25 protein-coding genes and 1 tRNA gene are annotated in these 22341 nt (G+C 28.5%); all 26 read right to left on the bottom strand.

From position 1 onward, the window contains the following. Nucleotides 1-210 precede the first annotated feature (210 nt). The 26 genes from B3603_RS16660 to B3603_RS16535 all read right to left on the bottom strand — a co-directional run bounded on the left by B3603_RS16660 (nt 211) and on the right by B3603_RS16535 (nt 22193). Nucleotides 211-1083 (bottom strand): hypothetical protein, encoded by an 873-nt coding sequence (locus tag B3603_RS16660; RefSeq protein WP_291566978.1) that lies wholly within the window; start codon nt 1081-1083, stop codon nt 211-213. A gap of 46 nt (nt 1084-1129) precedes the next feature. Further along, on the bottom strand, nt 1130-2023 hold the full coding sequence (locus tag B3603_RS16655; protein ID WP_291566976.1) for a hypothetical protein: 894 nt from the start codon (nt 2021-2023) through the stop codon (nt 1130-1132). Then, nucleotides 2016-2627 carry a hypothetical protein gene (locus tag B3603_RS16650; RefSeq protein WP_291566974.1) on the bottom strand — a complete coding sequence of 204 codons (612 nt, stop codon included), beginning with the start codon at nt 2625-2627 and terminating at the stop codon, nt 2016-2018. The genes B3603_RS16655 and B3603_RS16650 overlap by 8 nt, the downstream gene beginning before the upstream one ends. 4 nt (nt 2628-2631) lie before the next feature. After that, nucleotides 2632-3549 carry a hypothetical protein gene (locus B3603_RS16645; RefSeq protein WP_291566972.1) on the bottom strand — a complete coding sequence of 306 codons (918 nt, stop codon included), beginning with the start codon at nt 3547-3549 and terminating at the stop codon, nt 2632-2634. Then, nucleotides 3546-3974: a hypothetical protein gene (locus tag B3603_RS16640; protein WP_291566971.1), complete on the bottom strand. Its 429-nt coding sequence runs from the start codon at nt 3972-3974 to the stop codon at nt 3546-3548. The genes B3603_RS16645 and B3603_RS16640 overlap by 4 nt, the downstream gene beginning before the upstream one ends. Before the next feature lie 3 nt (nt 3975-3977). Next, nucleotides 3978-4214: a hypothetical protein gene (locus tag B3603_RS16635; RefSeq protein WP_291566969.1), complete on the bottom strand. Its 237-nt coding sequence runs from the start codon at nt 4212-4214 to the stop codon at nt 3978-3980. 15 nt (nt 4215-4229) lie between these two features. Beyond that, nucleotides 4230-4910, bottom strand: a complete 681-nt coding sequence (locus B3603_RS16630) for a hypothetical protein (RefSeq protein WP_291566967.1) — start codon at nt 4908-4910, stop codon at nt 4230-4232. A gap of 37 nt (nt 4911-4947) precedes the next feature. Then, nucleotides 4948-5124: a hypothetical protein gene (locus B3603_RS16625; protein ID WP_291566965.1), complete on the bottom strand. Its 177-nt coding sequence runs from the start codon at nt 5122-5124 to the stop codon at nt 4948-4950. A gap of 63 nt (nt 5125-5187) precedes the next feature. Beyond that, a complete protein-coding gene (locus B3603_RS16620) occupies nt 5188-6204 on the bottom strand; it encodes a hypothetical protein (protein WP_291566963.1) in 1017 nt (338 codons plus the stop codon). A 21-nt stretch (nt 6205-6225) separates the two neighbouring features. Beyond that, the gene (locus B3603_RS16615; protein WP_291566962.1) at nt 6226-6813 is read right to left on the bottom strand and encodes a hypothetical protein; all 588 of its coding nucleotides are present in this window, start codon (nt 6811-6813) and stop codon (nt 6226-6228) included. A gap of 73 nt (nt 6814-6886) precedes the next feature. Beyond that, complete coding sequence (locus B3603_RS16610; protein ID WP_291566960.1) at nt 6887-8413, bottom strand: hypothetical protein; 1527 nt, start codon at nt 8411-8413, stop codon at nt 6887-6889. A gap of 14 nt (nt 8414-8427) precedes the next feature. Next, nucleotides 8428-8607, bottom strand: coding sequence for a hypothetical protein (locus B3603_RS16605; RefSeq protein ID WP_291566958.1), 180 nt, complete (start codon nt 8605-8607; stop codon nt 8428-8430). Between the two features lie 8 nt (nt 8608-8615). Further along, complete coding sequence (locus tag B3603_RS16600; RefSeq protein ID WP_291566956.1) at nt 8616-10073, bottom strand: hypothetical protein; 1458 nt, start codon at nt 10071-10073, stop codon at nt 8616-8618. Nucleotides 10074-10175: 102 nt separating this feature from the next. Next, complete coding sequence (locus tag B3603_RS16595) at nt 10176-11951, bottom strand: hypothetical protein (protein WP_291566954.1); 1776 nt, start codon at nt 11949-11951, stop codon at nt 10176-10178. 1 nt (nt 11952) lies between these two features. Continuing rightward, entirely contained in the window at nt 11953-12879 is a 927-nt protein-coding gene (locus B3603_RS16590) for a hypothetical protein (protein WP_291566952.1), read from the bottom strand. Nucleotides 12880-12928: 49 nt separating this feature from the next. After that, complete coding sequence (locus B3603_RS16585; RefSeq protein ID WP_291566950.1) at nt 12929-13540, bottom strand: hypothetical protein; 612 nt, start codon at nt 13538-13540, stop codon at nt 12929-12931. A 40-nt stretch (nt 13541-13580) separates the two neighbouring features. After that, complete coding sequence (locus tag B3603_RS16580; RefSeq protein ID WP_291566948.1) at nt 13581-13928, bottom strand: hypothetical protein; 348 nt, start codon at nt 13926-13928, stop codon at nt 13581-13583. A 63-nt stretch (nt 13929-13991) separates the two neighbouring features. Next, the gene (locus B3603_RS16575; RefSeq protein WP_291566946.1) at nt 13992-14987 is read right to left on the bottom strand and encodes a metallophosphoesterase; all 996 of its coding nucleotides are present in this window, start codon (nt 14985-14987) and stop codon (nt 13992-13994) included. A gap of 32 nt (nt 14988-15019) precedes the next feature. Then, nucleotides 15020-15187, bottom strand: coding sequence for a hypothetical protein (locus tag B3603_RS16570; protein WP_291566944.1), 168 nt, complete (start codon nt 15185-15187; stop codon nt 15020-15022). 79 nt (nt 15188-15266) lie between these two features. After that, a tRNA-OTHER gene (locus B3603_RS16565) sits at nt 15267-15328 on the bottom strand. A 208-nt stretch (nt 15329-15536) separates the two neighbouring features. Beyond that, nucleotides 15537-15755 carry a hypothetical protein gene (locus tag B3603_RS16560; RefSeq protein WP_291566942.1) on the bottom strand — a complete coding sequence of 73 codons (219 nt, stop codon included), beginning with the start codon at nt 15753-15755 and terminating at the stop codon, nt 15537-15539. Nucleotides 15756-15789: 34 nt separating this feature from the next. Further along, nucleotides 15790-17025 carry a PhoH family protein gene (locus B3603_RS16555; protein ID WP_291566940.1) on the bottom strand — a complete coding sequence of 412 codons (1236 nt, stop codon included), beginning with the start codon at nt 17023-17025 and terminating at the stop codon, nt 15790-15792. A gap of 115 nt (nt 17026-17140) precedes the next feature. After that, nucleotides 17141-17446, bottom strand: a complete 306-nt coding sequence (locus B3603_RS16550; RefSeq protein ID WP_291566938.1) for an HU family DNA-binding protein — start codon at nt 17444-17446, stop codon at nt 17141-17143. A 274-nt stretch (nt 17447-17720) separates the two neighbouring features. After that, nucleotides 17721-20453 (bottom strand): hypothetical protein, encoded by a 2733-nt coding sequence (locus tag B3603_RS16545; RefSeq protein WP_291566936.1) that lies wholly within the window; start codon nt 20451-20453, stop codon nt 17721-17723. Nucleotides 20454-20516: 63 nt separating this feature from the next. Further along, nucleotides 20517-20825: a hypothetical protein gene (locus B3603_RS16540; protein WP_291566933.1), complete on the bottom strand. Its 309-nt coding sequence runs from the start codon at nt 20823-20825 to the stop codon at nt 20517-20519. 516 nt (nt 20826-21341) lie between these two features. Beyond that, nucleotides 21342-22193, bottom strand: a complete 852-nt coding sequence (locus B3603_RS16535; RefSeq protein WP_291566932.1) for a hypothetical protein — start codon at nt 22191-22193, stop codon at nt 21342-21344. Nucleotides 22194-22341 lie beyond the last annotated feature (148 nt).

The following is a 22341-nucleotide window of genomic DNA, read 5'->3' as shown; positions in this document are numbered from 1 at the left end:
TTTTACCATATTTTGTAAACAGCTTAAGTAATAAAATATCCCAAAATTAATACACATTCTTCAAAATTATTAGATATTATTTAGTTTTACGACTTATTTAAATAACAATTAAAATATTTATGCAATACACACTTATATATACTCTATAAATATTTTATAATTTAATATTTTAAAAATAATGGGGATTAAATTAAAATCCCCATTTTATACCTATTTAGTAGACTTAGTTTTATCAGTAGTACTATCTTGTTTTATAAAGCCTTCTTGTTTCTCAACTGCCTCTGCCTCTGCATCTGGTATAAACATAATTTTACCTAAGTAATCATATGCAATGTCTTTCTCTATAGTAAATTCTGTTTCTTCTGTATTCTTTGTTTTCTCTGTATTACCAGATAAGGTAAATGATCCACTCATTTTAGCTTTTGGGAAGTAGTATTGCTTCCATGCTACAATAACATCATGTGTGTTAAACAATGGTTTTCTAACTATTAATGTAAATGTCTGAGGTTGTGGCTTACCAGTAATGTCAGCATATTGTACATTTTCTTTCTTATATTGGTATGATGTAACATATAGGTTGTCATTCTCTTTTACTTCTTTATTTTTTATTATAATTTCTTTACTATTTTCTTTTATTTCATAATCTTCCCCAGCTTTTAGCATCTTGTTATTTTTATGCTCATATATGCACACTTCTCTTATGTCTACAGGTAATTCATCTAACGGTATAAATAAGCTTTCGTCATCTTTTTTCTCTACAGGATAGTTATGTGGGAAATGCCAAGCTAAAACTGTACCAGTTTTTAATTTTGCTCCTAACTTATTTAATTGAACGTCCATTCTTGAAACTACATCTACAGCCTTAAATTTTATCTCTTTATTCTTGTTAATAGTCATTATCGTATCATTGTAGATACCACCTTTGATTGGTTCTTCATCAACGTTGTGTGAAAGTTCGTCACTTTCTAATGTACCAAAGAACATTTCCATGCCAGTAGCTCTATTGATTGCTATAACTTCAGCTGTTGAAATTTCCATATACTGTTCTAATAAGTATGGATTTTCTATTTTATTAATTGCCATAAATTATTCCTCCCTATTAATTTAATATTTAAATATAAAAAGACAGCTATCTATTTGATAACTGCCTGTCTAACTCTGTTTCCTCATGTTTCTTATAAACATTTTCAAATGCAAATGGATTATATAGTATATCTAGTTTTTCTGTTAAATCTGGAGCTTTTAAATCCCCACCATTCTTAGTTGTTACTCCATTTGCTTTAAATACAAAGAAACCATCGTATTCTTTTTGTTTTATTATGGAATAGAAGTCTGCCATTAACCTATAGTAAGTATAATTACTCACATCTACATGTGCTGCCGTAGAAACCAATGCTACAATTGCTTCTAAATCACTTTCTGCTCCATTCCCTTTTTTCTTAAACTTCTTGTCTAGCATTTCTTGTGACCTCTTATTTGGTGCTATTCTAGGCTCAAACAAAACATTCTGTTCCATAATCTTTTCTCTATACGTATAAAAATTATCTTTATTAATTACTCCAATAAGCTCATTCTCTTCATTGGTTATAAGAAAAGAATTAGAATTAAAATCAAAACACACATTATTCTTTACTGTAAAACAAATTAATTCACATAATTCCCCTTTTACATTTACAAAGTTTTGCACTAAACTAAAATATGTTTTAATATCTTCATTTTCTCCCATTATTTTAACGACTTGTTCCTCTGTAAAGCCTTCCAACATTTTTGATTGCTCATTGATGAAAGCTATATTATATTCATTTGCTTTTATCCGTTCAACCAAAAAGTCATATAAGTTATCGAAAGGCAATATACCCAGTTTATTTTGCTTCTGAAAATTATTCAAAGATTTAATATCTAACACTACATATCTCATTGCTAATTCTTTAAATCTTTCATAATCATATAATTTAACAGGATACACCAGACCTACACCCTGAACTTCTTGTGGTTTCATGAAATAGTTATCTAACTTACTCATATACTCTTGTCCTTGTATTCATAGTTTTTGCAATCACAGGAAAGCTATATCTAATTACATCTTTAGACTTAGCCATTCTTCCTTCATCACCAGTGCCACTAACTTCGAACTTAATCATGCCTAATTCTTTTTGTAAATCACCTTCAATTGTATGTTCATCTAATATATCAATTATTTTAATAGCAATTTCATATATTCTTTCTTGCCCATAAAATGCAAGGTCATTATAGCATTCAGGGCATAGTATATGAACATAAAACTTATTATTACCTATTAAGTTTTTAAAGTCATTGGTATAGTTTTGAACAAATATGTATATTTTTTTCTCGTTCTCCATATCAGGGTTAAAACCATGTGCAAACAATACCTTGTCCCCTTCTACATTGTCTTCTTTCAATGTAAGTTTTAAATCAGGCTGGTTTATTAAATTTCCTGAATAATCTAAGCTAGATTCACTTAAAGGAGATATATTAGGGTAACGAGTTAATCTTTTAATATCTTGATTTTCATCTATCTTATCTATGATATATCTTTTTAATAATGGCATCTTTCTTAATTTATTCGATACTGTGCCGATGTTTTTATTATTAAAATCAGTAGCCAACTCATCACCTCACCCCTGTAAATATATTCATTTTTGCCAATTCAACACCATTCTTATCTTTAGCAGTCAATGTAAAGAAATCATTTTTCTTTACTGCATTAATAACACAGCTACCATTGCTCTTTGATATTATATTTGCTACTTTTTCATTGCTTATAATCCAGCTACAATTAATATTAGGTTCAATTCTATATTCATTCTTGCTATTAATATTAATACGTTCTGAACCTATTATCTTGTATTCAACTAAAGGTTCTGTTTTTGATAGGAACTCATTATATGCTATATTGTTTTCTAAATCGTCTTCTTTCCTATAATCATCTTTTTTAGTTGTTAATACAATTATATTTTTGTTAAATGCAACATCAATACCCGTAACTTTATAAACCCCATTTTTATTATGTTCAAATAAAAATCTCATATTTGGAACTATACTTTCAGTAAATTTATTTCTTTGTACTTCAATTTTTGCTTTTGCATCAGTTTCTTGTAAAAACTCATTATTAGCAATAAGTTTAGTACCAAAACTATCATTGTACATACGACATGGTAATGGATTTTCTAAACCTTCCCAGTTTAATGTTTGATTGCAGTATTGGCTAATTGCACAAGGAGAAGAAATATTGTCTTCAAATTCCTTTACTATATAGGTTTTTGTTGGATATTGTATGTAATCTCCTTCACTAACAATTTTATCTGGAAGTAAGTAAATTTTTTTATCATTAACAGTTCTATCTACATTTACTATACGTGTATCAATTGATTCCTCTGTTAAATCACTTTTTAATAATGTTCCTAATTTATAAGCTGGTGAAAATTTAAAATCATTTGATATTTTATATTTAGTCTTGTTAAAAATAGCTTCTGTTGCATTACCACCTTTATTACTTAATTTTTTCTTGTATAAATCTAAATAGTTCATTTCTTTTTACCACTTCGCCTATTTTTATATCCATAAGTTTTTGTACAGTAGTATGCTTCAGAATCTAATTCTTTCTTTAACAAAATTAGTTTGTCTAGTAAGTTAGCAGGTGAATGATTTACGTAGTCTTTAGAACTCAATGTATCGTATAAATGCTGTTCGGTTAATACTTTAGGTTTTAGCCATTCAGTTACCATCCACAGTGATAAAATTTCTATCTCTTCATATGTTAATTCCCTGTTAAACATTTTTATATCAAAGCCAGCCTTTATATCTTTAGCTGTTGTAAATTTAGCCAAAGCAACTTTCAATTTATTTTCTAAATCCTGCTCTATTTCTTCTTTTTCTAAATTCAGATAATCATATGACTCTATTTTATTTATAAAAAAAGAGTATACAGTTTCAAAAGACGTTATATTTTCCACTGACTATGCTTTATCCTTAATTTCTTCAGGAGCAGGTATAGTAGTAAAAGCTGTTGTAACTATAGTTTTCCATGTATCTTTTTTAGTACATATATAGATCTTATTTTCTGCATCATCTATAAAACATTCTCCAATATTACCTTTTGAATTTGAAGCTTTTGGTTTTTCATGAATTAATGTAATTTTTTTTGATAACTCTTTCTCTAGCCCTTTTACGAATGGTATTTTAGTCTGATACACATAATCACTTCCTTTCTACATATTATTTAAATCTACCCCTAATATTTCATTCAATGAATCTATAATTGATAAATCTTTTAGTTCTCTAGTCTTTACCTTGATATATATTTGATTTGTGAAGTCTTTCTTATATTGAATTGGTAATTTGTTGAAAATATTTTGAATTTCTCTTGGAGTTAGCGAGATTAATGTATCTATATCTTCAACCTTTTCTATTAAGCTGTAAAGTTCATCTAAACCAAATGCCTGTGCAACTCTATCATCTTCAACTATTAACCAAGGCGTGTGTAAAAATCTTTTGCTTGTATTTTCCATTGTAAGCAATTCTTTAATTGGCATAGTTTCTACATCCCCTTTACTGTCCCATCTATACTTAATCTGAGTTCTAGGTGATATATAAATTCTATTAGGCAACACACTTCGTACTACTACTTCTTCATTTTCTATTTTAGTAAGCATTGATTTAGTAAATTTGTCAGTAGAATTCTTGATATTTTCTTCTCTACTTTCAATAATTTCTTTCTCTTGTTGCTGCATTTGTGTGAAAATAGCAAACATCTGTGCCATTAATTCTGGTGTTATCTGTTGTTGAATATTTGTCTGCTCAACTTTATTATCTGTTGTAATTTCAGTTTTCTTTTCGTTGGTTACAATCTTTTTATCCTGTATTTTTTCATTATCTTTTTTAACTGTCATATTATCATTTCCTTTCATATTAGAATTTCATATTAGATTAGCTAAATTTAATGTCGTTTAGCTTTATTAATTTCTCATAAAAATTCTCGTCTACTTTAAAACTGTAAAATGTTACTCCATTTTTATCTTGAAACTTATAAAATTTTTTATTTGTAACATATTGAATTGCCATACAAAACGTATAGCTTCTTGTCTTAAAATATTTATCTGCCATATTAATTACCTCATATGCAAAATAATAGAGCAGAAAGTCTACCCTATTATTTTAATATTTTTATTATGCCAATGAAATTACGCCTATCATTTTTGAATATGCTACACCACAACCTGCTTTAAATGCTACTGTTTGTTCCATACTTCTATCTGCATTAGTAGTTCCATCACTTATCTCTTTAACTTCAGTGTCACCTTCTAATGTCATTTTCACAAGTTTATCATCTCCACATAAAGCATATATTTCTGTATTTGACATTGTAAATTCAAATGTTCCTATTTTATGCCCTTGTGCAATTTCAAGACATTTATAACCTTGCCATACAGGTAAATATCCTATTTCATTCAATGTATCTGCCATATTATCAGAAATAGGTAAATCTTTAACTCCTTGTAGCTTTCTTATCGCTGCTGCTGTACCTACTAATACAGGTTTTTGCCCGTTAGATGCCTCAATGTGGGTTAACATTTCTATTATGTCTGATTCTGAATATGAACCCCCAACTGTGAATTCTGTAGGTAAGCTTGATATTGCTGTTGCAAATGTTGCTTGTGCTATTGAAGATAATTTCTTTTCAACGGCTTCTGCAATTAATACAACTAACTTGCTCATATCAGTTCTACCACTAGCCACTCTCTCAAAATATTCATAAATTTTAACACCGTAATCTCTCATTGCAGGTTGGAATGAGCTTCCTACATCTATTCTAGTTCTTCTTAAATCCCAATGTGAACCTGAAAACTCAGCGAATTCTATTTCATTTTTACCTTCTACATAGAATTCATTTGTATCACCTAATGCTAAGTTTTTCACTTCAACGAATTGATTGAAAAACGTATTCTTTTGATAATCGCCATTTATCATAATTTGATTTGCAACATCTTCTATAATTGCGTATACTTCGTTCTTCTTTTCTCTCCAAGCTCTTCTAAAATCTTTCTTGGTAAATTTCTCAATACCTAGTACATTAAACAATTCCTTTCTAATAGCCTCTTCTCTGTCACTTTTAGATACAGAAGCATATTGTGTAGGTATATTGCCTTTATATGAGTCGTATATTAATCTTGCTATCTTATTCATACTTTAATTCCTCCTTTTTTACTACTGAAATATGATTTCTAAAGCTATCATCTTATATGGTTTAGGGAATCTATTCCCATCGCTATGTACATAAACTGCAGTATGCGAATTACTAACTCCCACAACTTTAAAATAAAAATGTGCTGATGTTTTAGCTGGTGCTGACGCTGCATATTTTAATTGAGTCCCTGCTATGCCATTGGCTTGAAGTGTAAATAAGTCATTCACTTCGATTTTTGCTGAATTGTCACCAGTTTTACCAGCTAAATCAAAATAATCCTCCGATAAATCAACTCCATCAAATTCACTAAAGGGAATAGCTGGAACTGGTTTATTCCCAGGATTTCTAAAAATACCTAATGCATAATCTGTTTTCTTATCTTCCTTATAATTTATCTCAGGCTTCATTACTATTACAGGTGTTCCTGCCTTAATTAATTCAGCAGTCGGTGCTAATAAAGTTCTAACCTCCTTAGATCCTGATATAAAACTTCCCATAAATCCTATAAATCCATTTGGGATAATTTCACCATATTGTGCAGAATATAATCTACCTCCTGCATTTGTGTTTTTCATAAAAGATGTGTCACATCTAAAATAATTTGCCATATTTATTCCTCCTTAATTTTACGACCTTATGTTTTGTTTAAATAAAAAAAGACGTATATCGTACATCTTCTAATTAATCTTTCTTATACTCATCTAAAATGTTCCAAACACCAGTATATTTATCATGCTCATTGCTAGGTTCTACTGGCAACTGTACTGGTTTATTATCATTTTTATTTGAGAAACTTTGTTTTTTGCCTATAACTGTATTACTGTCAAATGCTAGAACTTTTAGCTTGGTTTCTAAGTCTTCTAAAGAATATTCAAACCTTTTTTTAAATACTTCATCATATCCTTCAACTTCCTTTAATTCCGAAAACTTATCTAAAACTGCATCAACTGTTTCTTTTTTTATTTCATTCTCTCTATTTTCTTTAAATTCTCTTAAAGACTTTACTTCTAATTCCAATTTTTCATTGTCTGACTGTAAATCTGTAAATTTAGATTTTGTAGAATCTAACTCGCCTTTTAGAGTTTTATACTCTTCAGTTTCTTCTACATTAAATGAAGATTTAATATTTTCTATTTCTTTCTTTGCTTGTTCAACTATTTCATTTGTAAATGTAGTTATCATATTCTCAGGAGAATCTAAGTCACCTTCTGAAAATTCTCTCCAATCTCCTATAATATATCTCTTACATTTTTTGAAATCTATATTGATCTTATCTCCTGTAAAGTTATATGGTATACCATAATATTTGTAATCCTCTGTATTATAAACAACTGCTATATTATCTTTTGATATAACATCTTCTAAGTAATACTTATTTGTCTCATAAGCTTCACCATCCCAATACTTTTTAATAATTTTTTCTGTGGATAATGTTTCTTGTAAGAACATAGATATCTGACCCATACTTAACGTAAATAACTGTTGTTCTAATTCTTCTTCTGATAATTCAGTATTATCAACTATAGATTGATAACCTTCAACTTTACTTAAAGCTGAAAATTTCGCTAAAATATCTTTTCGTTTCATTTCTTTACCTCCTTCTGTAGATTCATTATTTACTATTGAATTTACCTTACTTAATATTTCACTAAATTTTGTTACAAACATTTCACTATCTAAATTATTATATAAAGTTATAGTGGCATTTTCTCCCATTGCTGGATTATATCTATCTCCTAGTATTGTTACACAAAGTAAATTGAATTGCTTTATATGATAAAACCCGTCTTTTCCTTTAAATCCATCGAGAACTTCTATCTCCATTGAAATTTTTTTACCATTTTTAAGTAATTGATATGCTTCCTCGCAATATTCTTTGAATATTATTCCATCTACAACTGCCCAATTTAATTCATCAATGTTTACTATGCCGAAATTATTAGTTTCTGGGATTACTCCACATGGTTGCTCTTCTTCATTGTGTTCTTTAAAATCCTCTATTTCATCATTATCATCATATTCATAAGCACAGCATATAGGTTTATTTTTAAAAGATTCTTTGCTTTTATCAAATGATTCATATTCAAAAAAACTTCCATTTGGATTGTATCCATCATGATAAACTTGAATACTTACCTTAGCTAAATCATTTGTGATCTCCGAGAATGTGTATTTTTCTATTGGAAGTGAGATTATTTTTCTTTTCACTATTTCACCTCCTCTCAAAATACCATTCTTCTACTAACTCTTATTGTTCCTTCTGTAAAAGTTAGCTTTTTTCCATCATTTATAAATAAGAAAGCATCTTTACCTTTATATTTTGTTTTACACATGAAACTATAGTTGCTTCTCAATAACTCTGCCTTAGTCTTTTCATCAAAGCAATAAATTAAATCATCCATTGTATCACCTACCTCTTGTTGTTGCTATCATTTGAAATAGTTTGCTCGCCACTATCAGTTAGATCTTTTGCATCTTTCTTTGGTCTCCCAGCTCCATCGTTAGCTGTTGTATGGCTAGACTGTAAAGGAGTCCATTTATTTAATATGTCAAATATTTCTGTTTGCATTAACGCCAAATCCTCTAGGTCACTAATTTCAAATCCTAACAATAGAGGTACAACTGTAGCCACTGGAATACTTGCTTGTGCTGAATTTAAGAAATCTTTTATCATATCACTTATGTTGAACCATGTTGTTTTTAATAATTTTAATTTAAATTTATTCTTAAATTTAGCCTTTAATTTTAAGTCCCAATGTTTTTCTAGCTGGTCATATATAGGAAATAATTGTTGCTCGTCCACTTTGATTGAATAATCTAAAGTACCACTATTATTATTATCAACACCAAATATACTCTCTGCGAATCCTGAAGCATTCCATACATTTTTAACTGCATTAGAAACATTATCTATTTTATTATCACCTGATGTTGAAGCCTTTACAGGAATGATATCAGTTGCAGTAGTGAAATACCCCATATATTCAGGCAATGAGTCATCTAATTGCATAGTAGTAGCATCTATCATATCATTACTTATTGCATAGTCGTCTTCCTTATCTGCTTTGGTTAATGTAGGTATCTTTAATCCTATCAAAGTATAGTTTTCAGCAGTTACTTTAGCTTTGTTTAAGCTTTGGTATTCTTCGAGATCATACAATGCACTAAAAATATTTACATATGGCGGAACACTATAATCTAAATTAGTAGTATCATATTTAACAACTAGTGTTAAATTTTCTGGTATAGGCTGCCACTTAACATCTAAGTTAGGTAAGGTTTTTGTTCTATTCTTATAGTCTTTATATAGCTGTTCAAATACAGGTGGATACGACTTTTTTAATACAAATTCATTATTATCAAAATATGAAAAGTCAAAAGCAATACCTAATCCATATTCACCTTCACTAATTATTTTACATAAGTTAGGATTTAATTTTTTTATGTATGTTGTATAAGCTCCTTCAACTTCTACGCCATAAAATATACCATATTTAAAAACCTCTTTTAATATTTTTATTGATGTTGATTTTATATCAAACTTTTCGGCATAATCACACATTTTGTTAAAATCAGTTTTAGCCTTTTCTGACGCTGTTTTCCTTCCATTACTATATAGCCTCATTTTTTGCTTTATAAATGGAGTTATAATTGCCATATTAGGTATATATTCTATTAATCTACAGAACTGAGGTGATATTGTACATAAATAATCAACGACTTCTCTTAATTTTGCTTCATGCTTTGAAGGATTCTCTAAATATCTTCTTATTTCTTCTTTATCATATTTCTTCATCATTTTGCTTTTTTGACTAGTCGTGATTACACCGTCTAAAGGCATGTTAGTCATTGCTCTCGCATATTTCAAAGCTTTATCCCTTTTAGCCTGTATGTCACTTAATTGTTTTTTTAATTCTTCTTTGTTAGCTGATGATATTTATCTCACCTCTTTTCTTAATAATTTAATATTTTAATAATGAGTTTTTGGTTTCCTAAATTTTATAGCACGTCTAGGATCAAAGTTAGATTTAAATTTTCTTTCTACATTCTTTCTTTCTTCTAAATATACCCAAAATAGCCCATATGACAATGCAGAATACATATCTTTTTGTATTCTCGATGATATCCTTTCAACTTGAGTTACATTCCCTTGTTGTTTATATCTCAAGTTCATTACTTGATCTATCATATTACTTGTCAATATATATGGTATCTGCAATTCTGCTATTTCCTCACTATCTTTTATCTTCTTTTTGTATCTTTTCTCTAATTCCTTTAGCCCAACATTAGGATTTACTAAAAAGCCAACATCATTTCTATTCATCATAGTCATGAATCTATTGATAATGTCAGTATTCTTAGTTTCTTTTTCTTGTGATTTTAATGCAAAAACCATAGGAATACTATCAGGCTGCTTATATTTATCGTATTCACTTCTATTAACTACAGAGTATGAAGGATTACCATCATCTAATCTTAATACTAATTGATCGCAAACTCCTGAACCTAATCCATTTGCGTCTATAACAAGTATTTTTGCTTTAAATTCATTGACTTTTTGTTTTAAAAACTTTGCTTGGATTGTGTCATGCGTACCTTCCATACTAAAAACATTTACTATTTCTTTGATATATGTACCATCATCTTTTGGTGTTAGCTTAATAACAATCAATGCCGACAACGCATTTGCATTACCTTCTTCTCTTGCTACATCATATGCTAGGACATATTCAACATTATCATCATTACAATGTTCCCATTCTGCACATTTTACAATTCTTGATTTATTTAATTTATCCTCTGAAACTAAATTGTCTGAATTTGAACCAGTATAAATACTTTCATATTCCCTCATAAAGTCACTTATTGCATATGTAGGACTTTCCTTTAAATCTTCTACGAAATCTATGTCCAATTGTCCAAACATGCAGGGTAATTCATAAGAATTTCCTATACAAAATGCTGACTTTCCCTGCAATTGTTCTGCATAGACTTCCTGCATTTTTTGATAGGCGAAATGTTGTTGATTCGAAGCGGTTGTAATATATAATTCTGATTTATGGTTTTCGTTAGGATCTACTTTTCCACACATTGCGGTTCTATCGTTAGCCATCAATGGAATAACTACTGAATTTAGCATATCTCCATCAAACTTTTTATCGCATATTTCTTCGATAGCACCACCATAACGCCTTCCGCCCCTAGTTGAATCACGCATTTGTACGACATCATACCTACTACCATTATGAAATATTAGTTTTGTATAATCTTTAGACCTTATAAAAGTTTTAACCTCTTCTTTTAATAATGGATAATGCTCAAAAATATCATCTATACAATCTTGAGATATTTTTGCTGCTTGTTCTTTTCCTACACACGTAACAAATAGTTTTGTTCTTGGATAAAATATACATTTCAATATAAAAGATAGATTTTGTAAATATGATTTTGATGTACCTCTTGTTGCAGTTATAAACACTTTTCTATATCTCATCATTATTCTTAAATATATTCTTTGATAGAAATATAGGCTTACTTTTGCATCTGGCTGAGAAATAAAATCAATAAATTTATCTGGATAGAATCTAAAATAACTGCATAATTCTCTCCATTTTTCTTTATTTTTCTTAAAGCCTTTCAACATTAATTCATTGACTTTATTTGTTTCTCTATTTTGAGGATTATCATTATAGTCACTATTTCGTACTTCTTTTTTTGTTTTGCTAAATTTTTTTATTATAGACATATTAACCACTTATATCTTCCGTAGTTTCTTCTTGAGTAAGTTTAGGTGTGTCATATGGAGGGTCTGTCATTTTTTCTGCTCTATTAAGTTTGAGAGTAAAATTTTCCATATGCATTATACATTTATCAATTATATCTTGCGATAATCCTTTTATCTTTCTATAATATTCCCAAGGCGGAATAAAACCATCTGATTCGACTTCTGCATATATCGTGCTAAAATTTCTTATACCACCTGTCTTATCTGCATCTGTTTTATCCATAGCTCTAAACTTACTATCTGCCATATATTTAGAAAATAAATCCCCAAGTTGTTTTGCTTGTGCGTAATGTCCTGCCTCTAACTCCTCATCAATTTTCATTGAAATTACAGATATTTTCTTTAAATAGTCCATATCTTGAGGAGTTTCAATATTATTTTTTTCCATCATTTCAGTGTAGAAATTTTCTAATTTTATATATTGTTCAGGATTATATTTAGTTCCCCATTTTATCAGCATTTCTTTTGTTGGTTTGAAATCTTTTAATAAATCCTTTTCTATGTCTTCTATTTTGTATATGTCCTGAATTTCGTCATGGTTACTTTTTTCTTCTTTAAAAGCACTATCTTTCCACCTAGCTCCTTTAAATTCATTCAGTCCTGAATTTGCCATACGAATATAATTACCGAATGGATTTTTAGGAGTTTTTCTGCACGCTTCTTCCCATCTATTATAAAAAAATGGTATATCTAAAATCCTAAAAACAGCATATATTGTTTCCATATCTGAATAGTCAATCATTTCTTTAATACAATTCTTACATATATTCACTTTTCCATTTGGAAACAAAGGTGACTTTGAATTGTAGAAATTGGTCTCTGCCAGCTTTTTATTGCATTCAGGGTTTGTACAAGTTAAATATTTTGTTTGCTTATTACTTTTTGCCACCTCCATCACCTCTTTCGTTTAATATTTTTATGTACCCTATTACTTTATACTAAAAAACTTCTCTACCTTCTCTTTTCAGTCTCATTAATTTTTCAATCATATATAATATCTTTTCTTTTTTCTCACTATACTCAAACTCATCCAATAGTTTAATTATTTGATTATCAATGAACCTATTAAATTTTATATTTATTTGAGTATCCTCGCCGTTATAATCTTCATCACTTACATACTCCACATCATCATCCGTAAAAGCACAAATAATTTGTCCATCTTCTTTTAACTTAATGTTACTTTGTATGCACTCTTTATTTATAAATACTTCATCTCCAATTATCCAGTCATAACTTCCTTCACCTTCAATTTGAGAACTGTTTATATTATTAACAATATGAATAGTCGTTCTATTACCATCCTTAAATTTAATGATGAGCTTGTCATTTAAATATTGGTGTAAAGTTTCAATCTCTATATTTTCAGGTATAACATCTTTTATACAATGATTTAAAAAGTTTAAATGATTGTTACTAATCCACAATATTTTTTTATTTGGTACTAATATTTTTTTAATTAGTGTTGTAGTTTTGCCACTCCCTCTTTTCCAGTTACATATCACCAACTTCTTTTGTGAATTTAACATTTTATTTTGATATCCTTCCATAAATAACATCCTTTTTCATTTAATATTTTATTATTTCTTTTTAATCCTCAATGCTAAAAAGCTCTTTCCACTTAGCTTCAAATAATTCATTTAGATCCTGTTCCATATTTTTAATTAAACCTTCTACTTCATCTTCAATCACTACAATTTCAGAATCACAGTATTTCACTTTTCCATTCTCAGTTAAAGCATTTTCTATAATTAATTCCCCATTAACTTTTGTCAACATTAACAAGTCTGCTTCTTCTTCATATGAGTCAATTACATTTTTAAATTCATTTCTCTTTATACCTTGTAAAATTTCCATTATTACATCTATATCAGCAATTATAGAAACATCATCATTTCTTTTTAAGATACCTGTTAGGTAATCTATTGTATTAATCATCTCTCTCACTCCCGTAAACATTTTATTTTCTAAATTTAGTAGATTTAATCGTAATTATGTAAATTAAATTGATATCAACTTAGTCTTTTCATAATTCAAATTGCCATTTGCATCTTGAATCATGTACATAAAACCATTACTTTGTTCAGTTTCAGGTAGCCTCATGTCCATATAGTTCATCTTACTTAGTTCACAACAGCAACCTTGCTCATACAAATTATAATTTGAATATTTACAGAACCCTAACTTATGTGTATGTGCCATAACGATTGTGTCAAACTCCAATCCTTTTCCTATAAAATATTTATAAGCCTTAACACTTGTACTTAATGGATTCTGTCTAAATGCTAAAGGATGTACAAATATTGTTCTTCCTTCTTTATACCAAAAGTTATTTGCATATATAGTCTCTATGCCTTCTTCTTCAAATACTTTATTTAATGGATTATATACTGTCTTTGTTTTATCTTGATGATTATATTGATTAAAACCTGTATCAAATAGAAACGCCATAGCATCAGTAGGCATTAAATCCAATAAATCAGTGCCTATTTTATCCGCAATAACTTTACCTAGTCTTATCTCGTGATTTCCACTTACGACTATAATTTTCTTAGGCTTTATATAATTAACTAAATTAATAACATATTCTCTTGCTTTAATTAGCTCATCTATTAATGGCTGTCTATATAATTTGGTAAATTTACTTAGACTATAACAATCTAGTAAATCTCCATTTATAACCAAAGTGTCCACTTTATTTCGATACTCTGAAAATATTGATATATCTAAATTAAAAGGAACATGTATATCTGAAATTGCCAATATTCTATTACAGTCTTTAAGTTCTATATCTTCTTTTTCCTTGCGATAATACACGTATTTTCTCCAGTTGTCTGAAACTTTTTCATTGTAAAAACACATGCATAGATCTTTTATATCTTGCCATGTTAGATTATAGCTGTCTTTATTCATAGTAATTCTATATCTATAATCTACAAATTCCTCATTATCTAAAGGAAATGCATTTTCATTATAATCTTTCTTCAACTCTCCCATAGCTCTCCACCTTTAAATTAATTTAATATTTTTTACTTACTTTTTGAATCATATATTTCATACCCACACTCAGGACAATCATAATGTTTTTGACCATTTTCATCTAAAAAAACATCTTCTATTGCATCTACAAATACAAACTTATTGCAATAATTACACCATGTTTTTTGCTTTCTTTTTTTATTAGTCATATTTTCCATAGTCTATTTCTCCTTGAAATTAAAAATAAATAAAGCCCTAGTTTAAAACTAGAGCTTTCTAAAGGAAGGGGGATATTATTGAAAACTATAGGATTCGAACCCATACCTCTATTTAAAGTGTGCTACTTACACCACGTTTTCTTATTAGACAAATGAAAAAAGCACACCATCCGACCAAGAATAGGTTATGCTTTAATCATTAATTATTTTACATTATTAAATTAAAATTAATATTTTATGTATTTACTAGTATTAAGGGTAGTTATACCCTGAACTAAAGTTTCCACTTTTAAAGGCTGGATACACCTTAAAAATAGTCAAATCTCATACGAGTATCTACTACATATAATTATTCTTCAATTACTTTAATTGAAAATTTCATTTCAATATTTTTATTTTTGTTTTCATTGCAAAATTTATTTATGTCTGCAACCATTTCACCTATGTCAACTGAATCTTCTTCTGTAATGTCTTTTTTTCTTATTTCAGTTCTTATAATTCCATTTTCTAATTCTGCCAATTCACCTTTCAACGCATATTCAATCATGTTTGTTAGTTTCTTTGCCATTATTAATCTCTCCCTTTATTTTTATTTAATATTTTTACATTAATTCTGCAATCTCAGCTATTTTTGACCTATGTATTTCCTGTAATTCAATTTCTCCATATAAGTCTTGTCCTCTAAATACTTGACTTACACGCTGCATTCCATTATTACTTCCTTCGAAACAGACATCATCAACCTGTGTGGTGTAATCCCCATCTATAAGAAGTTTTGAGCTTTCCCCTACTCTTTGTATAGCTAATTTCATCAGATCTATTGACGTATTCTGTGCTTCTGTTATGTATACACCATATTTACCGCCTGATAAATCCACTCCACGTATATCAGACATTGGTAGCAACTCTAATAGTTCATTTTCAATTAATTCTTCTATCCCTATTTTGCCACCTAGCTTGTATGATAAAAAGCTTCCTATTTGTGAATCTAACAATTTTTCTGTTCGCGTACCTTTATAAAATCCTAATGGCACACTTCCACGAACTTTAGGGCTATTTACAAATACAACAATCTTATCAATATTCCCTTTCTCTAATTCACTCAATAAATAACTTAAGCATATTAAGCTTTTACCACTTCCTGCTTTCCCTTTTATCATTGTCATCTGATTATTACTTAAACTGTCCACCGCTATTAATTGATGTACATCTAACGGCTTAAACTTGCCTAAATAAGTCGATTTAATATCTTTTGCTCTTATGGGCATAAACTCATTATTTGAATATCTATAATGGTCTATCACCTTATTCTCTATGTTATATATTAATAAATACTCATTGTCTATTAAGTTCCAATGATTAACCTTATTTTCATACCAATTTGCCAGTTCAATATCTGTCATTACAACTTCTTTGAACCCTCTATACTCATCTTCTTTTGCTTCCATACTATTACATTTTAAGCTAAACACGTTTTGTGCGATATTATAACAACTCAAATCTCCAGTAATGAAGACTAAATCATTGTTTTTCGCTAAATCATACGCACTAGCTATTATCAAATTGTCATTTGTAACTTCTAAACTAAATGACTCTAATAAATCATAATGATATTTTTCAGTCACTATACACTCATATTTATCTTCATTATCTTTCAACCATCTTGTAATAGATCTAGCTTTATATTTAACATCCTCATCTTTATTTCTATTTGTTTTTATTTGTTCTAACTCTTTTAAAGTTATAGAAGATAAATATATTTTATCCCCATTACTACTTATTTCATCTAAAAAATCAAGTAATATATTTGTGTCGTAAAATTTGATTTGTTCCCCCATAAACATGTACGCCCCAATCTTTTTTAATTAGGGAAGATTGATTAAACCTTCCCTTTTAAGAAATCACCTTAATGCCGCCGATAAGGGTGATCCCAATAGATAAACATATGTAATACTATTTGAACATATTTTTAAGAGCAGCAGTTCTTTTAACTTTTGGCTCATGATGAGCTGATACTATAACAGTTTCTTTTGTTCTTGGATTTCTAGCTTCATGTTCTTTAATATGTACTTTCTCCATTGTCATATAATTTCCTATCTTAACAACTTGATCAACTTCTAATTTTTCCGCTAATGCCTCAATAACCAAATCAAAGTTATCTAAAAATACTTCTCCATCCTTTTTAGTTGTTCCTAATGTCTCCGCTACCACTGACACTAATTCACCTTTTAACATTTTTTTTGTTGTTTCTTTTTCCATTTTAAAATCTCTCCTTTAATTTCAATTTATTATTTAATATTTTTATATTTAAAAGGCTTTTGCCTTTTATTTGCTTATTTTATCCCTACTCTAATTCCTAAAAATGGCTAGACCAAAACTAAAAAGTCTAGCCGATTTAGGAGAGATGAAAGGGAAATGATAACACCTAATTTATTTAAGTGCTATTCTATATAACCTCGTTAACTTAAACCTCTGTAACCGTTGATACCACTAGCTTTGAGGGTGATTGCAAAAATAAAATATTCGCTTTTCATTAGTTTTTACTATTTTGAACTTTGTACCTGACTCCAAATATATTTATATCTCCATACTTATCTATTACCAGTGTTTCAGTGTCATTGTTGTCATTACTCTTAAACACAGTCAATGTTTCAAGAGTATGGCTGTTATATAATAAATTTAGTGTCAGCATTCCATATCTGCTCCACTGTGTCTTATCTTTAGAAAAACATTTATTTAATATGGATAATATGGTTTTACTATTAATCTTTAATTTAGATAGTTCTTGAATCGCTTCTTTTTTTGAGTTTATAATAACAGTAGCTCTACCATTAGAGTTCAATGGGCAAGTCGGCATATTACATGAATTTATTTTTTTGCCACATTTGCTTATTATTTTAAATATATTCTCATGCTGCTCAGTAAGGTTTCTAACCCCTTCTAATTCCTTTGCTTTAACTAATAAATCTTTAATATTTTTTCTATATGTTCTATTAGACTTTTTTTCTAAATCCAATATTTCTTGTAAATAATCCATTGAAGTTTCAAACTTAGTTAAATCCCTATATGTATTGTCTGCTGCTACATATCCAAAGAAGTTAGGCACAATCATTTTTTTTATTTTATTGCCTTTTTCATCAAGTTCCTCTAATATATTTATTAATTTTTCACCATTGTATTCTATGTTGTTTATCTTTTGTAATTCTTTAGCCATAGAAATATTGTCAAAACTTTTTTTAGCCTTGTCCAATTCTATTTGGCTTAATGAAGATAACATAGATGAAATATCGTATAATTTATTTACAAGTCCTTCGTCAGCTCCATTATGCTTACAATTCCACATATAACTATTTATTATTTGTGACTTATTAATAATTTTACCTATAAAATTATTACTCAATACATAATCAAGTTTAGCCAGCTCTTTGTTTGTATTGAATCTTTTCTTACTATCCCCTTTTACTAAATTAATTGGAGTCGGATAAATTAAGCATCTTTTAGCAACTTCAACTACTGTTTTATTGGGAATTAATAATAAAGTATCACTATCAAAATCTAACCCTTGACCTCTATCTGGCAAATCATTATCACTAACATTTACGATTAGGATATTGTCTGTTAAATTGAAATATCTATATTCTTCATGCCACTTGTTTATAGTTACCATCGCATTTCCACAATTTATATGAGGATTTCTAAAGGTAGCTAACTCTTGCCCATCGTTGTAGTATTTACAATAAACCTCCTTATCTTTCGCTAATGTATCCCCTGTGTATCTTCCTATGCTGCTTAATAGCATTTCATACGGATTAGCAACAATCGTGCAATAAAAAGTATCTTTCAATCTTATTTTCCCTTTTCTAAGTTCATTGATATAACTCGTAATTTGATCTCTTTTCCAAGTTTTAAATATTGTTGTATATTGAAAATCACTATTTATTGCTAGCAAATTATTGACTAATTCAGAAGTCTTATATGTATCATTTTCAGAAATAAATTCAATTCCTTTTTCTTCAGACTTGACTAATTCACCGATATCATTCTCCAACAGCTCAACTTCATCGTTTTTAATTGCAATATGATTCTTGAAATAGGCTAAGTTATTCTTTAAATTATGTATATACACTAATTCAGGTTCAATTAATTCTCTTATATCTTTTTTTGTAAATGGCATACTATTTAATATTTGATATGTGGTTCTATTCCATGTTCCGTAATTCCCCATTCCATCACTTTTGACTATTCCAAATGTGCTATCAATGTTTTTTAACCAATTATCATAACACTCTTCTTTACTATCAAATTTATATGAAAACTTCAAATATTTTATAGAAGATGGAGTTGTTATCAGTTTTATATCTTCTGCTTTTAAAGTTCTCCCAAACATATCAGTTACTTCAGTTATGCCTTGATCTTTGAAGAACTTCTGTATTTTTGTATTGAATGAACAACATTTAAAAAAATCATTCCTTAGCAGCATCATGCCCTTAGACTCTCTATTAGCTAGTTTGAATACTGACTCATCTAGTAGCCCTTGTCCATCTGTCATATTATTAATTCGTTCTATTATCTCAGTCTTCGTAACTAATTCTTTATTAACTTGTTTAGTTACACTTGCTCTAGTTTTAAAAGGTTTGCTTTTTATATCATCAATTAACAATATTGATTTTGGATCTATTGTTATGGTATCTTCAAGTCCACTAAGTATTAACGATTGATATGCGTTTAATGACGTTATATCGCACTCTTCACCTTCTTCAAACACTAATCCTTTATTGCTATCTTTAAAGTTATTATGTATTAATCTGCTTCTTCTCATCAGTTTATTGTACATATATTCTTTTATGAATAAAGCATTTCCAGTTCTAGCCTTAGAAGCTCCTCTTTTATAAAATATGTATTTGATACCATCAAGAATAAAACCATTTTTGTATATATACCTTCTTATTTTTTTCTTGCTAGCTTTTTCTTTTTTTCTTATCTTTTTCCCTTCTTTATCTTTATCATCTATCCATTTTATATAATTTTTGCTAAAGTTAATATTTATTAAAGATTTAGTATATTGTTTACCATCTACTGTTATTATTTCATTACCATACTCTTTATCTAATCTTATTGTTTCTAAATTATATGGCACTGTCGCTGTATATAGTTTGCTTTCATCAATGTTTTTCGTTGAATAGTTTTTGCTTTCACTTATCATTTCTTTGTAAATGTAAGCACCCTCTAAATTTATTATGTATGTATTTACGCCTTTTTTTATCATATTAATTCTACCACTTAATCCCCCTTCTATTTTATTCCAACAATTAATTTAATATTTTATATATTATTCTAAATCTACATCATTGTTTTCTTCTTTAGCTCTTAAATCATCTACTGTAATATTGTCTAATCCGTCTATTAACTTATACAATTCATCTATTTTATGTACTATGGTTTGCAAGTCTTCCATTTTGGTAGATTTAATCTCTTTTTTAATCATATTCTTTAAGCACCAATGTAGGTCTGAAAAGTACCCCGCATTCTTATATATAGTTTTATTCTCACCAGTTTCTTTGTCTAATACCTTCTGTTTTTCTTGCAGTATAATATTATACTCATTTGACGTAATACGATATTTTCTGTTAATGTCCATTTCAATTTCCCCCTCAAAATTAAATTTTTAATCAAAACTGTTTTAGCCTACCTCATACACTCACAGACGATTTATTTTTCCGAAATGAGAATTTATACATCACAACTTATATCACACGTTTATGAACGACTAGAGTGGTCTAAAACCGATTCTAATATGTATGCTGTAGTGGTAATTATATTTCGCACTTCCAGCATATCTAAATTCTACCATTTTACTTTTCACTTGTCAATGATTAATTTAATATTTTTAATTTTAATTTTGTTTTAAAACTTCTACTCTGCTACCATTTCCCCTTTTGGGTAAGGAAATCTCTCAACCAGAGTGATTATGTTCCCTAAATGGGAAATGGGATAGTTGTTATGTACTCCAAAAAGGGAACAGACCAGATAGAAATAATATACTACTAAAGAATATACTACATACAAGAATATGCTACATCTCTTCGCTAACGCTAATCCACTTCGTTCCTTATGCTTTTAGCTCCGAGTTTTTTCTTTCGTTACTCTTTCTTTTCTATTTGTTTATTTCTTCTTTCATTTTTAATAACTCCGATAATTCAATATTTTCTTCTTTTGTTCTTGTTTCTTTCTTTTTCAAATGATTTATCTTTTGCGTGATACTTCTTTTCTTGTTCATTAGGGTTCTTTTATCTCTGTCTAATAAAATTAACTTGTCTTCACTTATCAATCTTTCTACTTCTTGTCTTAATTGTTTTATACTGTCTGCTTCATACTTACAGTGATATGTGTTATGCATTCTACATGTCTTATTACTTTTGTCCATACCTATAACAACACTTTTTAATAATTTGATTTCTTCTAAGAATTTTTGATATTGCATCTTAGATTCTTTATTTATTTTTATGTCGCTTAGAACCTTTTTCTGAGTAGTGTAGCAAAATTTAGCATTTGTTTCACTGGTATATAAAAAACTTGCTATATACATGAAAAATTTGCAGCAGCTATATGTACTTAATTTCTTATTGTTAACTATAATCTTATCTATGTCATCATCATATACCATAGTGAAATCTTCATCTACTTCATATTCCTCTTGGGCATAGACTAAATAATTATTATCAATTTCGTTAGTATGTATAAGATTTTTTAATTGCTTGTTGCTATAGTATGTAAATATCTTTTTTTCTTCTAAGCTCTTTAAAGCTTGCTTAATTTTTTTTATGTGGTACTTAGGTTTGTCTAAATGATTTAATAGTCTTGTAAGTTCAATTATATTGAATACGTAACAATCTTCTACCAAGTAATTTCTCTTAATAAAAGTATAGATTAGCAGCTCCTCATCACTTAACTGATTTTTACCTTTAATAAATTTATTTGGTACTTTAACAAAATTCTTATTTTCCATCGTAATCCCTCCTTGAAATTAATACAACTATATCATATTTTACTATTTTTATCAATAATTAATTTAATATTTAACATATAATTTGGTTTATCTTTTGTTTTTTAAATACAGCATACTTATTTATAATTAAAAAAAATTCGCATTTAGT

Origin of the sequence: Clostridium sp. UBA2485, assembly GCF_002341865.1 — a bacterium.
Taxonomy (GTDB): domain Bacteria; phylum Bacillota; class Clostridia; order Clostridiales; family Clostridiaceae; genus Clostridium_J.
Note: the sequence above shows the minus strand (reverse complement) of the source record. Positions and strands in the feature narration are given on the sequence as shown.

Excerpts from the sequence above, each read along its gene's own strand:
- B3603_RS16660 (WP_291566978.1), bottom strand. The coding sequence starts at position 1,083 with ATGGCAATTAATAAAATAGAAAATCCATACTTATTAGAACAGTATATG.
- B3603_RS16655 (WP_291566976.1), bottom strand. The coding sequence starts at position 2,023 with ATGAGTAAGTTAGATAACTATTTCATGAAACCACAAGAAGTTCAGGGT.
- B3603_RS16645 (WP_291566972.1), bottom strand. The coding sequence starts at position 3,549 with ATGAACTATTTAGATTTATACAAGAAAAAATTAAGTAATAAAGGTGGT.
- B3603_RS16630 (WP_291566967.1), bottom strand. The coding sequence starts at position 4,910 with ATGACAGTTAAAAAAGATAATGAAAAAATACAGGATAAAAAGATTGTA.
- B3603_RS16625 (WP_291566965.1), bottom strand. The coding sequence starts at position 5,124 with ATGGCAGATAAATATTTTAAGACAAGAAGCTATACGTTTTGTATGGCA.
- B3603_RS16620 (WP_291566963.1), bottom strand. The coding sequence starts at position 6,204 with ATGAATAAGATAGCAAGATTAATATACGACTCATATAAAGGCAATATA.
- B3603_RS16615 (WP_291566962.1), bottom strand. The coding sequence starts at position 6,813 with ATGGCAAATTATTTTAGATGTGACACATCTTTTATGAAAAACACAAAT.
- B3603_RS16605 (WP_291566958.1), bottom strand. The coding sequence starts at position 8,607 with ATGGATGATTTAATTTATTGCTTTGATGAAAAGACTAAGGCAGAGTTA.
- B3603_RS16595 (WP_291566954.1), bottom strand. The coding sequence starts at position 11,951 with ATGTCTATAATAAAAAAATTTAGCAAAACAAAAAAAGAAGTACGAAAT.
- B3603_RS16585 (WP_291566950.1), bottom strand. The coding sequence starts at position 13,540 with ATGGAAGGATATCAAAATAAAATGTTAAATTCACAAAAGAAGTTGGTG.
- B3603_RS16580 (WP_291566948.1), bottom strand. The coding sequence starts at position 13,928 with ATGATTAATACAATAGATTACCTAACAGGTATCTTAAAAAGAAATGAT.
- B3603_RS16575 (WP_291566946.1), bottom strand. The coding sequence starts at position 14,987 with ATGGGAGAGTTGAAGAAAGATTATAATGAAAATGCATTTCCTTTAGAT.
- B3603_RS16570 (WP_291566944.1), bottom strand. The coding sequence starts at position 15,187 with ATGGAAAATATGACTAATAAAAAAAGAAAGCAAAAAACATGGTGTAAT.
- B3603_RS16560 (WP_291566942.1), bottom strand. The coding sequence starts at position 15,755 with ATGGCAAAGAAACTAACAAACATGATTGAATATGCGTTGAAAGGTGAA.
- B3603_RS16555 (WP_291566940.1), bottom strand. The coding sequence starts at position 17,025 with ATGGGGGAACAAATCAAATTTTACGACACAAATATATTACTTGATTTT.
- B3603_RS16550 (WP_291566938.1), bottom strand. The coding sequence starts at position 17,446 with ATGGAAAAAGAAACAACAAAAAAAATGTTAAAAGGTGAATTAGTGTCA.
- B3603_RS16545 (WP_291566936.1), bottom strand. The coding sequence starts at position 20,453 with ATGATAAAAAAAGGCGTAAATACATACATAATAAATTTAGAGGGTGCT.
- B3603_RS16540 (WP_291566933.1), bottom strand. The coding sequence starts at position 20,825 with ATGGACATTAACAGAAAATATCGTATTACGTCAAATGAGTATAATATT.
- B3603_RS16535 (WP_291566932.1), bottom strand. The coding sequence starts at position 22,193 with ATGGAAAATAAGAATTTTGTTAAAGTACCAAATAAATTTATTAAAGGT.